This is a genomic window from Saccharibacter sp. 17.LH.SD, assembly GCF_009834805.1.
Classification (GTDB): Bacteria; Pseudomonadota; Alphaproteobacteria; order Acetobacterales; family Acetobacteraceae; genus Saccharibacter.
In genome coordinates, this window is record NZ_WVHO01000006.1 from 1 (window position 1) to 12,900 (window position 12,900).

Annotated in this window: 9 protein-coding genes and 3 rRNA genes; 9 read left to right on the top strand and 3 right to left on the bottom strand. The window is 47.6% G+C overall.

Features of this window, described 5'->3' with window-relative positions; all coding sequences use genetic code 11:
• The 5 genes from GS501_RS01290 to GS501_RS01310 form a co-directional block, all read left to right on the top strand.
• Positions 1–592: ribosomal RNA gene (locus tag GS501_RS01290) — 23S ribosomal RNA — on the top strand; the annotation flags it as partial.
• An 86-nt stretch (positions 593–678) separates the two neighbouring features.
• Positions 679–793 (top strand): 5S ribosomal RNA (gene rrf, locus GS501_RS01295).
• A 147-nt stretch (positions 794–940) separates the two neighbouring features.
• On the top strand, positions 941–1,585 hold the full coding sequence (locus GS501_RS01300; RefSeq protein ID WP_160830087.1) for an aspartate/glutamate racemase family protein: 645 nt from the start codon (positions 941–943) through the stop codon (positions 1,583–1,585).
• 164 nt (positions 1,586–1,749) lie between these two features.
• Positions 1,750–4,176, top strand: a complete 2,427-nt coding sequence (locus GS501_RS01305; protein ID WP_160830088.1) for a TonB-dependent receptor — start codon at positions 1,750–1,752, stop codon at positions 4,174–4,176.
• 2 nt (positions 4,177–4,178) lie between these two features.
• Positions 4,179–5,642, top strand: coding sequence for an NCS1 family nucleobase:cation symporter-1 (locus tag GS501_RS01310; RefSeq protein WP_160830089.1), 1,464 nt, complete (start codon positions 4,179–4,181; stop codon positions 5,640–5,642).
• A 47-nt stretch (positions 5,643–5,689) separates the two neighbouring features.
• Here the strand turns inward: GS501_RS01310 and GS501_RS01315 are convergent, their stop codons facing one another.
• From GS501_RS01315 to GS501_RS01325, 3 genes are read right to left on the bottom strand one after another with little or no spacing between them, the layout of a single operon-like run.
• On the bottom strand, positions 5,690–7,060 hold the full coding sequence (locus GS501_RS01315; protein WP_160830090.1) for an AtzE family amidohydrolase: 1,371 nt from the start codon (positions 7,058–7,060) through the stop codon (positions 5,690–5,692).
• On the bottom strand, positions 7,057–7,236 hold the full coding sequence (locus GS501_RS01320) for a DUF4089 domain-containing protein (protein WP_160830091.1): 180 nt from the start codon (positions 7,234–7,236) through the stop codon (positions 7,057–7,059). The genes GS501_RS01315 and GS501_RS01320 overlap by 4 nt, the downstream gene beginning before the upstream one ends.
• 23 nt (positions 7,237–7,259) lie before the next feature.
• A complete protein-coding gene (locus GS501_RS01325; RefSeq protein ID WP_160830092.1) occupies positions 7,260–8,855 on the bottom strand; it encodes a gamma-glutamyltransferase family protein in 1,596 nt (531 codons plus the stop codon).
• A gap of 126 nt (positions 8,856–8,981) precedes the next feature.
• Between GS501_RS01325 and GS501_RS01330 the strand changes: the two genes are divergently transcribed.
• From GS501_RS01330 to GS501_RS01345, 4 genes are all read left to right on the top strand, one after another.
• Positions 8,982–10,220 carry an allantoate amidohydrolase gene (locus tag GS501_RS01330; RefSeq protein WP_160830093.1) on the top strand — a complete coding sequence of 413 codons (1,239 nt, stop codon included), beginning with the start codon at positions 8,982–8,984 and terminating at the stop codon, positions 10,218–10,220.
• The gene (locus tag GS501_RS01335; protein WP_160830094.1) at positions 10,217–11,452 is read left to right on the top strand and encodes an alanine--glyoxylate aminotransferase family protein; all 1,236 of its coding nucleotides are present in this window, start codon (positions 10,217–10,219) and stop codon (positions 11,450–11,452) included. Before GS501_RS01330 ends, GS501_RS01335 begins: the two co-directional genes overlap by 4 nt.
• 30 nt (positions 11,453–11,482) lie before the next feature.
• Positions 11,483–12,388, top strand: coding sequence for an allantoinase PuuE (gene puuE, locus GS501_RS01340; protein WP_160830095.1), 906 nt, complete (start codon positions 11,483–11,485; stop codon positions 12,386–12,388).
• Positions 12,389–12,649: 261 nt separating this feature from the next.
• Positions 12,650–12,900 (top strand): 16S ribosomal RNA (locus GS501_RS01345); the annotation flags it as partial.

Genomic DNA, 12,900 nt, shown 5'->3' on the forward strand with positions numbered 1-12,900 from the left:
GGGCTCAGGCCGGTCGGAAACCGGCTGTCGAGTGCAATGGCATAAGCCCGCCTGACTGCGAGAGTGACAGCTCGAGCAGAGACGAAAGTCGGCCATAGTGATCCGGTGGTCCCACGTGGACGGGCCATCGCTCAACGGATAAAAGGTACTCTAGGGATAACAGGCTGATCTCCCCCAAGAGTCCACATCGACGGGGAGGTTTGGCACCTCGATGTCGGCTCATCACATCCTGGGGCTGGAGCAGGTCCCAAGGGTTCGGCTGTTCGCCGATTAAAGTGGTACGTGAGCTGGGTTTAGAACGTCGTGAGACAGTTCGGTCCCTATCTGCCGTGGGTGTAAGAGACTTGAGAGGATTTGTCCCTAGTACGAGAGGACCGGGATGAACATACCTCTGGTGCACCGGTTGTCACGCCAGTGGCACAGCCGGGTAGCTAAGTATGGAATGGATAACCGCTGAAAGCATCTAAGCGGGAAACCAGCCTCAAAACTAGGTCTCACAGGGCCGTCCAAGACCAGGACGTCGATAGGTCAGGTGTAAAAGCGCGGTAACGCGTTCAGCTAACTGATCCTAATCGCCCATATCTCTCACACATAAAACACATGCACAGTAGTCAGTCACATTACTCTACACACCAACCGCACCCCTCTCACCCATACACATACGGGTAAGCGGGAAGACCTGGTGGCTATGGCGGAGGCTCTAAACCCGATCCCATCCCGAACTCGGCCGTCAATACCTCCAGCGCCTATGATACTGCCCCTCGACGGGTGGAAAAGTCGGTCGCCGCCAGGTCCCCTCGCTTACCCCTATCTAAAATGCTTCAACCCTCCATAGATCAATAATCTACGGAGGGTTTTCCTTTTGCAAAAAATTTAATTACCCTCAAAAACTTATACCTCTTAATACCCTTAATCATATCCACAGGATGAATGGTCCCTTATGTCTAATCTTGTGATTCTAAATCCGAATACAAATGCCCTTTTAACAGAGCGACTTGTCGAGAAGGCTTCCATGTTATGGGGGCAGGGGCGTGTTCGTGGTGTTACAGCGACGATTGGAGCGCCTTACATTGCATCTCGTGTCTCTCATGTTGTGGCGGAATATGCCGTTCTAAAACTATTTGAAACGTTAAAGTGGGGCCCTCATGATAAAATTCTCATGGCGTGTTTTGGTGATCCCGCTGTGAAAGCATTACGTGAAATGACAACCTTGCCCGTTATGGGTATGGCTTATGCCGCTTTAAAAGGTTGCCAACAAAAAGAAACAGCAATCGGTATCGTGACGGGTGGGTTGCCTTGGAAGGCGATGATCGAAGAATTCCTAAGGGCTGAACAACTTGCAGATGGCGTTGTTGGGGTTGAGGTAACAGAAGAGAGTGGTGGGGTCGCTTTATCGTCAGAGAAAGATAAACTTATCCAACCGATTATAGAGGCGGCTCAGAGGCTCATTATAGAAAAAAAGGCGACATCCATTTTAATGGCAGGAACGGGACTGTCTGAATTGAAGGATGAGATAGCAGCGTGTCTGTGTGTTCCAGTCTATTGTTCTTTCGTGGAAAGCGTGATCTATTTCAATATGATCTAGATAAAAAACGCCATAAAATAGTTTTATTATTAATTAACTATTTTATTTAGATTAAATTCTTCTCGATAAATTTTATTATGACCTTCATTGACACATTCTATGAATCATTTTCATATAAAAACGTTACGATTAAAAAATTAAACACCTTATGAAAGGATGATCGAATGGAGTGTATCGAATCATCAAAGCAGTCGCATTATTCTTTTCGTGGTTATTTCATTGTCGCCGGAGGGGTGTTGGGGGTAATGGCTACGTCCGCTTCTATGGCGGAGACTAAAATAGTTAAACATCATCATTCTTATCGAAACCGTGCTGGCATAATACATTCTTCTCCTGAGACAATTCATGTCCAAAGTTCTCATGTTTTTGATGGTGTGACACGACGCGCTCCAGGAGGCGGGCTTATTCGTCCGCAAATAGCACCAAAAGCACGGAGTACTGTATCTCAAGATTATATTGCGAAGCAGGCTCCCGCTCAAAATGCTTATAATTTTGCAAAAATGATGCCGGGTGTTGTTGTAGCGAATACGGACCCAGCAGGACATGAAAAATCGGCCTTAAGCATGCGTGGTTTAACGCAAGATGAAATTGCGAACACATATGATGGAATGCCGCTTTCAAGCGTAGGGGGTTATAACCTTGATCTAGCATGGGTCGTTGATAGTGAAAATATTGGGACTGTTACCGCGCAGCCTGGTTCAGCCAATCTGGATACAGCTGCTGTGAATGCCTCAGGTGGGGCGTTCTATCTTACAAGTCGTAATCCATCAAAAAAGGCTGGAGGAACCTTTGATGTAGGGGCTGGGTCAAGCAATTATACGCGTGAATTTTTAAGGTTAGAGAGTGGTGAGATCGGGCATTCAGGAATCCGATCATTTATTTCTGTCTCTAACCAGCATGATACATTTTATCATGGGCCAGGGAATGAAAGTTTCCAACATGTTGATTTTAAGGTGCTGAAGGAATGGGATGAAGGCAATCGTATTTCGTTGATTGGCGGTTTTATGCGGGGACTTGCTGGTAATGAGCCATATTGGAATACGACGATGGCGAACTGGCATACCTTAGGATGGAAAAATCAACTTTCTAGATATTATAATCCATCACAACAAAATCCAGATTACTGGAAGCTCAATTGGCTTCATTCGCGTACGTATAATATTTTAGCGCCGTCTAAATTCACTTATGGACATGTCCATTTAGATATTACGCCATACACAGCGTATAATTATAAATCATATGGTTCTGGTCAGAAACTCAACAATAATGTGTATTATGGAAATCAACTGATTACAGGGATGATCATTCCCGGCCAGCTACCAGGACATAACACGGGACTTGCGGAAGGATATTCGACTCTCAATGAAATGAGAGGAGGGTTTGTTGCGAAGGTTACTTTGGATGTTGGTGTGAATCATCCATATTTTGGATATTGGTTTGATTACGATAATTCAACTAATAGAAATGGATATACAGGCGTTAATCAGGATGGTTCTCCTTACACGCCTTATGGATGGACCAGCAAAACCTTAAGAATGCCTGATGGACGTCCTTTTTATACGGCGAATTATAGCGATATTACCAAAACACATGCTCTTTTTGCAGGAGATACGCTTAAATTATTGCGTGATCATTTGATCTTTGATGGAGGGATGCGTGTGGTGATGATTAATCGCAATGCGACAGAACGTATCCCTGGATTGCCTTATAAATTAGGGCGTAATGAGCTTCAGCTTCTTCCACAACTTGGTGGTCATTATCAATTAACGCGGAATTGGCAGGTTTTCGCGGGGGTTGCTACAGGGGCAAAAGCGGCTCCGGATAGTTATCTTATTTCGACGATTAATCCGAATACGGGTAGTTTTGTTTCGAAGGGGAATAATCGTGTTAAAGATGAGTATTCAATATCAGAAGAAGCCGGTGTTCGTTACAATGATAAATTATTTGTGGGGTCTTTAACGTATTTTCATTACAATTTTACAAATAGGCAAATCTCTACCTACGGGTATTTAGGCAATCAACAAGTGGCCGAGAATATTAATGGCGGAGGTCAAACGAGTGATGGTGTCGATTTTGAAATTGGTACGCGGCCATTTTTCAATTTTAGACCATATGTTTCAGCACAGTATCTTCATTCCATATTGAACAATAACCTGAGAGTTGGAGATGATTTCCTACCAACGAAAGGAAAACATTCGACAAATGCGCCCAAATGGACCGTGTCTTTTGGGTTAGACTGGGACAATGGGCCATTTTTCTGGAATTTTGATTTAACGTATTTCTCACGCCAATATTCAACCTTTATGAATGATGAATATCTCCCAAAGCTCGCGACGTTAAATCTCACAGTTGGCGCTCGTTTGTTGCCAGATACCTATATAGGCAAGTATTTATCTTTCTTAAAATCGCCTGAGATTATGCTCTGGGTTAATAATCTTGCAGATACGAAAGCTTATTCGGCGATTAACAGCGTTAAAATGAATGCACAGAGTGTCCGAGGATTGCGCGGGACGCTGATTCCTGGTGCTGCGCCGACCTACAATACGCTTAGTCGATTTTACGCGATTGTTACGTTTAGAACGGGTTTTTGATCATGCAGGAATTTTATACGATAGACCCTTCTCGAGGGGATCGTTCCCTTTGTAATGAAGCCCTCTTGCCAACGCCTATGCGTACATGGACGTGGTATGATTATCTGTCTTTCTGGATGTCGGATATCCATAGTGTTGGCACTTATGTAACGATTGGGTCATTATTTGCAGGGGGGGTGGTTGGCTGGAGTGTCGTTGTTGGTTTAGCCCTTGGAATCTTGGCGGTTCAATTCCTGTGTAATTTAATTGCGGAGCCAAGTTTTGCACTAGGGATTCCATTTCCAGTTGTGTGTCGTGTGTCTTTTGGTGTGCGAGGCGCACAAATTCCTGGCTTTGTGCGAGGGGTTATTGCGGTATGTTGGTATGGAATCCAGACATGGTTAGCATCTAATGCCTTGCTCGTTTTGATATTAAAACTTTGGCCGAATTTACGATGTTGGGCTGATGTCACTCAGCATGGCTTTGCGCATTTGTCCGTTCTTGGGTGGGGGGCTTTTCTGACATTATGGGGGATTCAGGCCATTGTTTTTTGGCGGGGTATTGATGGTATTAAAAAATTTGCGGAATGGTCTGGTCCGCTTATCTATGTCGTTATGCTGGCTCTGGATGTCTATCTTTTCCATCACGTAGGGTCATCAAAAGCATTTCATGCTTTGTGGGATGGCTGTTTTGGCTCTACAGCAGTTGCACAGCCATGGACGGCGCATCTTCATGTTATCATTGCGACCTTTTTACTAAGCGTTTCGTATTTTTCAGCTCCTATGCTGAATTTTGGTGATTTTGCTCGTTATGCACGAGAGAGATCTGATTTACGGAAGGGAAACTTTTGGGGATTGCCCGTTAATTTTTTTGGATTTGTCGCGTTAGTGGTCACGACGATTGTGCTGACGGTTCCTGCTTTTGGCGTGCGTGTTTTAGATCCAGTTGAGACCGTTGCACGGACAGATAATCTAACCGTGATCGTTATTGCTATTCTTGCATTCATGATTGTAACGGCAGGGATTAATGTCGTTGTGAATTTTGTGTCTGCTGCATTCGATTTTTCTAATATGGCGCCATCAAAATTGAGTTTTAAAACAGCAGGGATTGGTGCTGCGTGTTTGTCGATTTTTATTACACCGTGGAATTTATATAGTAGCCCGCAAGCTATGGCTTGGACATTGGATGTTCTAGGGAGTTTTGTCGGGCCGTTTTATGGTATTATCATCTCTGATTATTTCTTCATTAAGAAGAAAAAGATAGAGATAGAGTATCTTTATAGTCTCTCCCCAGAAAATAGATTTTGGTATCATAAAGGCGTGAATATTTATGCCGTTAGTACCTTATTGATATCTGTGGCTCTAGCGAACATTATACCGTCTTTAATGGGGATTGCATCATATTCTGGGATTTCGTGGTTTTTTGGAGCCGTGCTGTCTTTTCTAATCTACAGCTCATTTTCTTTTAAAAAGGCGCCCCAATATTAAGAGCAGTGAGAGCTGAGAAAGCATTTCTCACCGCTCATTAATGTAGATTAGTGATGCCGAAAAATGGGTTGTGTATGACCGTTTTCTTCCAGCATCTCAGCAAGAGAGAAGAGACGGTCTTCTCGCCCTGGCGGGGCAATGAGTTGGGCGCCTAAAGGAAGGCCATCTGTTTTCATGGGTAATGACAGAACAGGAAAGCCAGCAAGTGTCAGCGGTTGGGTATAGAGGCCAAGGTTAGCTCGTGCGGAGACTGTTTGTCCGTCAACCATAATCAGGGGTTGATCCAGTCGAGGAGCCGGGCCGACAACGGCAGGGGCGATAATGACATCGGTTGTTTTAAAAACATGATGCATTTGTTCACGAAACCACCGTCTGAGGCAGTGAGCTTGATAAATAACGGTTGAAGGTAATAAGGCCCCCGCAAGAAGGCGATCCCTTACCGCAGGATCATAATCATGAGGGCGAGAGCGTAACGTTTTGATATGCAAGCCGGCTCCTTCAGAAGCGCTTATGATAAAGGCGGCCGCACGTGCACGGTCAATATGGGGGAGTGTTACGGTTTGGTCCGCATGGAGTGTATGAGCAAGCTCTGACAGTGCCTTTTCCATGGGGGGTGATACATTACGAGCGAACCAACCTCCAGCGCGTGCAACACGAAGTTTTGTTGGTGATGGAAGAGAGAGGGTCGTTTGCGCAAGAGCTTCGAAGCAGAGGCGTAATCCTATGGCGCTATCAGCAAAGGGGCCTACGGTATCAAGACTATGGACAAAAGGGACACTGCCTTGGGTAGGGAGCGTTCCTTGAGTGGCGCGCAAACCCCAGACCCCACAGAGAGAGGCTGGCACGCGAATAGAGCCATTCGTATCAGAGCCAATACTGAGGGAGAAAAAATGTGCAGCAATTCCTGCGGCCGATCCCCCGGAAGATCCACCTGCGAGGCGGGCAGGATCATGTGGATTACGCGTGATGCCATAATGAGCATTATCCGTCGCAAATCCGTAAGCGAATTCATCCATATTCGTGAGGGCGATTGGAATTGCGCCAGCTTGTATCAGGCGCTCGACGAGTGCGGCATCATGAGATGCGGGTGGATCGTTGGCAAGGATACGTGATCCGGCTCGGGTTATTTCTCCTTTGACGTCAAAGAGTTCTTTGATTCCAAATGGCACACCAGCAAGCGGGCCTGGATCGCGACCATTTTTGATCGTCTCATCAATAGTGCGGGCCTGGGCGAGGGCACGTGTGTGGAGGAGGCGTGTGACACAGTTTAGGGATGTGTCATGAGAGGGGATATGCTCCAGGAGAGAGTGAATGAGAGCGTACGAAGAGATTTGTTGGGACCGTACAGCTTGTGCAATGGATGCTGTTGAACCAGCCAAGAGACCGCGGGGGCTGAGAAGCGTTGAAGAAGAGGTCATGGCGTATACTCACAAGCAGGTTCAATACGATCAGGAAGCGGCATATCTTCGACAAGCTGAGCGTAATGGCGGAGCAATTGGAGATTGGAGCACACGCCATCGTAAAATTCTGGATCAAGAGAGAGGTTATTGGCGTGGGCTAAAAGAGTAACCTCATTTTTTGTGGGTGTTGTCATAACGTTATCCTTTTTGGAAATGGTTACCATCCAGCAACGCTACCATCGCTGCGTGGATCATACCCGCCTTCAAGCAGACCATGAGCATGACGGGAGAGCATGCCAGCATGGCCCATGAGTGAGGAACGAGCAGGAAGCTCTTCAATGATATGGCCGCGTTGTTGAAGTATATGGAGGATATCAGGCGAGAACCCTGGCTCTATTTTAAGCGATAAGCTGTCATTGCCCCATGTACGCCCAAGGAGCCAACGTGGCCGATTAATGCTTTCTTGGATGGGGACACCATAATGCACATGACGGGTAAACAAAGCTGCTTGTGTTTGTGGCTGTCCTTCTCCTCCCATGGTTCCATAGACAAGGGTTCGTCCATCATGGAGCCGTGCCGCGGCGGGATTTAAGGTGTGGAATGGTTTTCTGCCAGGAGTGAGTGCGTTCCACCCTGATGGTGCAAGGCGGAAGGATGACCCTCTATTTTGCCAGATGATTCCACTTTGTGGGAGGAGCACGCCTGAACCATACTCAAAATAGAGGCTTTGTATCATGCTGACAGCCATACCATTGCCATCAATCGCTCCCATCCATGTCGTATCGCCCCATTGGGTTTGGGCTGTCCATGGAAGGGCCTGATAGCGGTTGATCTGAGAACCTATTTGATCAATTTGTTTTGAACTCGCAAAGAGTGTGCGTGTGTGATTTTCGGACTCACTATGCCCATCAATAAAACGATTACGATATATAAATGCTTGTTTGGTGGCCTCCACGAGAAGATGAAGATAATCGGCAGTTTCAACGGGGACATGGTCTTTCAAACGATCAAAAAGTGCGAGGATCAATAAAGATGCCGCTCCTTGGGTTGGCGGTGCTGTGTTATAGAGTTGTCCGTGTGAACTCTCTATGTGGAGAGGCGTTTTATAGGTCGCTTTATGCTGTAAGAAATCCTCTTCAATGAGGGGGCTGCCAGCTTGTTGGAGATCGTGAACCAGAGAGCGTGCAAGTTCACCTTCATAAAAACTCGATAAGCCATTTTTTATCAGTGTGTGAAATGTGTGCGCTAAGGCGGGAGAACAAACGGTTTCATTTTCATGGAGAGGCGTCCTGCCGTCAGATGGGAAGAAAAATTTACGGAAATGCGGGTTCTGTAATTCATCATTTTTCTCACAAAGAACTGCGCTTTCACTGCGTGAGACTGTGCGTCCGTGAGATGCATAGTAAAGAGCATTCTGTAAAAGGCGATGTAGTGGTAAGGGGCGTTGAATTATTTCGCTGTAGCGCAAAGCGGCTTCCCAGCCAGAAACAGTTCCCGCAACGGTATTTGCGGCCAGTCCGCCACGCCACGGAATTTCTGAGACGTGCTTTTTCTGATACCAGTCGAGTGTTACTCGTTGAGCCAAACAACCGCAGGCATCAATGGCTTGTGTTTTGCCGTCGGGCGTTAAGATTAACCAAAAGCCATCGCCTCCTAATCCTGTCATATGCGGATAGATCACTGAAAGTGTTGAGGCTATTGCGATTGTCGCTTCAATGGCTGTTCCACCTTCCTTGAGGACATCACATCCGGCTTGACTTGCAAGGTGATGAGGGGAGGAGACAAGTCCTTTGCGGGCTGTGGCTGTATGCATGAAGATGACCTTCTTCTTTCGTCCTTTTCATGAAAGGCCATGTAGAGGGCGAGGTCAACTTGATTCGAATTCGATATAATATCATACCTTAAAGATGTAGGAACGTAATTCTGTTGGAGGACGCATATGGGGCATTATGGGAAACGCGCGGTGGACCGATGCAACTACCTGGCGCAGGATTCATTTAGCGAAATCAAAGGGATCTTATTTCGTTTCTGGCTCGGGGATGCCTATCGGCGTGCCGTAAAACAGGTTGCGCACTGGATGGAAGAGGCGGGCATGACGGTAAGGTATGATGCGATGGGAAGCATCATTGGCCGATACGAAGCGACGCATCGTGATGCACCGGCGTTGGTCATTGGTTCACATCTCGATACGGTTAAAAATGGTGGGGCATTTGACGGTATTCTCGGTGTCATGTTGGGGATCGAGGTTGTCGCAGCATTACGAGATCGCCAACAACGCTATCCTTTTGCGATTGAGGTTGTTGGGTTTGGTGATGAAGAAGGGTCACGGTTTCCCGCTCCGATGTTTTCTTCACGAGCAATGGCTGGCTCGTTAGAGGCGGTTCCCGACGGCATTACGGATGAGAGGGGAATGAGTGTTGCGCAGGCCATGGAGGCATTTGGCCTTGATCCTCAAAAAGTGACAGAGGCTGCACGACATAAGAAAGATGTGTTGGCCTTTATCGAAGCTCATATTGAGCAAGGTCCATGCATTGAAGCAGAAGACGGCGCTGTTGCCGTCGTGACGGCCATTGCTTCACAAATAAAGCAAAGGGTCGTTTTGCGTGGTCAGGGATCGCATGCAGGGACGACCCCAATGGGGAAGCGTCGGGATGCATTGGCTGGAGCAGCAGAAATGATTGGGTTTGTTGAGCAATGTGCGAGTCAGCGCCGTTCGAATGCTGTTGCTACGGTTGGCCAGCTGATGGTTGCTCCTAATGTCTCGAATGTGATTGCTCAGGATGTCTGGTTCTCCCTTGATATCCGTGCGGAAACGGATGAAGAGCGGGATGTGTTGGCGCATGATATTCAAATTCGTTGTCGAGAAAGTGCTAAGCGGCGCAATTTGGATATTTCGTTTGAGGCAACACAATATTACGCGGCGTCAGCGTGTGATTCAATTTTAATGCGCTGTATGGAACAGGCTGTTGAGACGGTGACAGGGCGGCCGGCACAAAAGCTTTTAAGTGGCGCTGGGCATGATGCGATGGCGCTCGCTGCCTTGTGCCCGACATCCATGCTCTTTATTCGGAGCCCTAACGGGTTAAGCCATCATCCAGATGAAGCGGTGCGCGTGTGTGATGTTGAGACCGCTCACCAAGCATTAATGACGTTTGTTGAGGAGTTTGCAGCATTATGACTATTGCTACGTGTGAGATTAATCCTCCTTCTCGGTTATTGATGGGGGCCGGTCCGGCGAATGTTCATCCGCGCGTACTCCGCGCTATGGGGGCTGATGTCATCGGGCAGATGGACCCAGAGATGACAGCCTATATGGATGAGACCATGGCGCTGTATCGGGAGGTTTTTCAAACAACCAATCATTGGACCTTTCTTATTAATGGGTCGGCACGGTCAGCAATTGAAGCTGCGCTTGTGTCTCTTGTGACGCCGGGCATGGTTGTGGTGGTGCTTAATATCGGGCGTTTTGGCCTCTTACTGCGCGAAATTGTGACGCGTTGTGGTGGGATTGTTCATAGTGTGGATGTCCCATGGGGGCAGGTTGTTGATCCTGCCGATGTTGAAAAAGCTCTTCGCCTCCATAAACCGCGTCTTGTCGCGGCGGTGCATGGAGATACCTCCACGACGACGGCACAACCCCTTGAGGCGATTGGTGCCTTATGTCGGCAATATGAGGCGCTTTTTTATGTTGATGCGACTGCTACGTTAGGAGGGATGCCTTTCAAAACAGACGAGTGGCACATTGATGTCGCAACGGCGGGATTGCAGAAATGTTTAGCTGGACCACCAGGATCAGCGCCGATCACTTTATCAGATCGCGCAGTGGCGGCGATTAAAGAAAGACGCCATGATGAAGGTGGTATTGCCTCGGGAGCTCCCCAGGGAGAGGGGCCTGTGATCCAGTCTAATTATTTCGATCTTATGATGTTGATGAATTATTGGTCTCCTCAGAGGATGAACCATCATACTGAGGCAACGTCGATGCTCTATGCTGCGCGTGAAGTGGCGCGTTTGGTGGTGGAAGAGGGGATCGACGCACGGATTGAACGGCATCGTCGTGCTGGCGAAGCCATGATCGCAGGTATAAAGGCCATGGGGATGCGTGTTTATGGGGATGAGACAACACGTATGTATAACGTGACGGGTGTGCATGTGCCGGAGGGAATTGAGGCGCGTCGCATTCAAGAACTGATGCGTCGTGACTTCGAGATAGAAATTGTCTCTTCTTTTGGCCCTCTAACGGGGAAGATATGGCGTATTGGCGCTATGGGGATTAATGCACAGAAATCAAAAGTTCTTTTAACGCTTGCGGCTTTTGAAAGCGTCCTATCGGGGGAGGGCATTCCTATCAATCGGGGGGCTGGGATTGATGCCGCGCGCGCTGCTTGGAATCGCGCTGGGCATTCATGAAGAAACAGAAGCGATAAAGGAGAGCATCCCATGAGTGATACATATCAACGCGATTTTGTTGGATATGGGCAGTCCATCCCTGAAGCTCATTGGCCGCATAATGCGCGCATCGCTGTGCAATTTGTTATTAATTATGAGGAAGGGGCTGAGCATTCCGTTGTACATGGCGATAGCCATTCTGAAGCTTTCCTCTCAGAGATGATAGGAACACAGCCGATCTTTGGGGCACGATGTGCGCAAATGGAAAGCCTTTATGAATATGGGAGTCGTGCTGGTTTTTGGCGTCTGCATCGGCTTTTTGAATCGTTTAAAGCGCCTGTAACTGTTTTCGGAGTTGCGCGGGCGTTAGAGACAAACCCTGAGGCTGTTGCAGCCATGAAGGAAAGTCAGTGGGAGATTGCCACACACGGGCTACGATGGATTGATTACCAGCATGTGCCGCTTGAGGTGGAAAGAGCGCATATGCATGAAGCGATTAAGATTCACACAGAAGTTACAGGAAAACGCCCTTTGGGGTGGTACCAAGGACGGACAAGCCCGAACACAGCCCGTTTAGTCGTGGAGGAAGGAGGCTTTCTTTATGATGCGGATTCATATGCAGATGATCTCCCTTATTACGAGAACCGCTACGGACGCCCACAGCTCATCGTGCCTTATACCCTAGATGCGAACGATATGAAGTTTGCGGCTTTAAATGGCTTTGTGGAGGGCGATCAGTTCTTTCGCTATCTGCGAGATGCGTTCGACACGCTTTATGAGGAGGGGGGACGAATGATGTCGGTAGGTTTGCATTGTCGTCTATCGGGGAAGCCAGCGCGTATTATGGCCGTGCGTAACTTTCTGACATATCTGCAAGAGTTCTCTGACGTATGGATTACAACACGTGCTGATATAGCGCAGTATTGGCAGAAAACTCACCCTTATGACCGTGCATGATGAAAAAATTTAGAACTTATTGATTTTTTTGATTAGAATCGATTGACGGTTTTTGAGTGTAGTGTATAAGGCGCTTCACCGGCGGCGCTGGGGCGGAAGTTCTGGGGTTGTTTGGTAGTGATCTTTGAGAATTGAAGAGAGACTGGAAGGGATATGTTGGCGGCGTTTTAGTGGTAGATTATCGCTAGGATGTCATGGCTGATATATTTCTGATGTAAGAATTAGAGATGCTTTATTTGCTATGTGCGTTTTGGTTGGATTGAACCTGAGAGTTTGATCCTGGCTCAGAGCGAACGCTGGCGGCATGCTTAACACATGCAAGTCGCACGAACCTTTCGGGGTTAGTGGCGGACGGGTGAGTAACGCGTAGGAACCTATCCATGGGTGGGGGATAACACTGGGAAACTGGTGCTAATACCGCATGATACCTGAGGGTCAAAGGCTTTTGTTGCCTGTGGAGGGGCCTGCGTTTGATTAGCTAGTTGGTTGGGTAAAGGCTGACCAAGGCGATG

Bases quoted from the DNA above. Each gene is read 5' to 3' on its own strand.
- GS501_RS01335 (WP_160830094.1), top strand. From the start codon at position 10,217: ATGACTATTGCTACGTGTGAGATTAATCCTCCTTCTCGGTTATTGATG.
- GS501_RS01320 (WP_160830091.1), bottom strand. From the start codon at position 7,236: ATGACAACACCCACAAAAAATGAGGTTACTCTTTTAGCCCACGCCAAT.
- GS501_RS01315 (WP_160830090.1), bottom strand. From the start codon at position 7,060: ATGACCTCTTCTTCAACGCTTCTCAGCCCCCGCGGTCTCTTGGCTGGT.
- GS501_RS01305 (WP_160830088.1), top strand. From the start codon at position 1,750: ATGGAGTGTATCGAATCATCAAAGCAGTCGCATTATTCTTTTCGTGGT.
- GS501_RS01330 (WP_160830093.1), top strand. From the start codon at position 8,982: ATGGGGCATTATGGGAAACGCGCGGTGGACCGATGCAACTACCTGGCG.
- GS501_RS01300 (WP_160830087.1), top strand. From the start codon at position 941: ATGTCTAATCTTGTGATTCTAAATCCGAATACAAATGCCCTTTTAACA.
- puuE (WP_160830095.1), top strand. From the start codon at position 11,483: ATGAGTGATACATATCAACGCGATTTTGTTGGATATGGGCAGTCCATC.
- GS501_RS01325 (WP_160830092.1), bottom strand. From the start codon at position 8,855: ATGCATACAGCCACAGCCCGCAAAGGACTTGTCTCCTCCCCTCATCAC.
- GS501_RS01310 (WP_160830089.1), top strand. From the start codon at position 4,179: ATGCAGGAATTTTATACGATAGACCCTTCTCGAGGGGATCGTTCCCTT.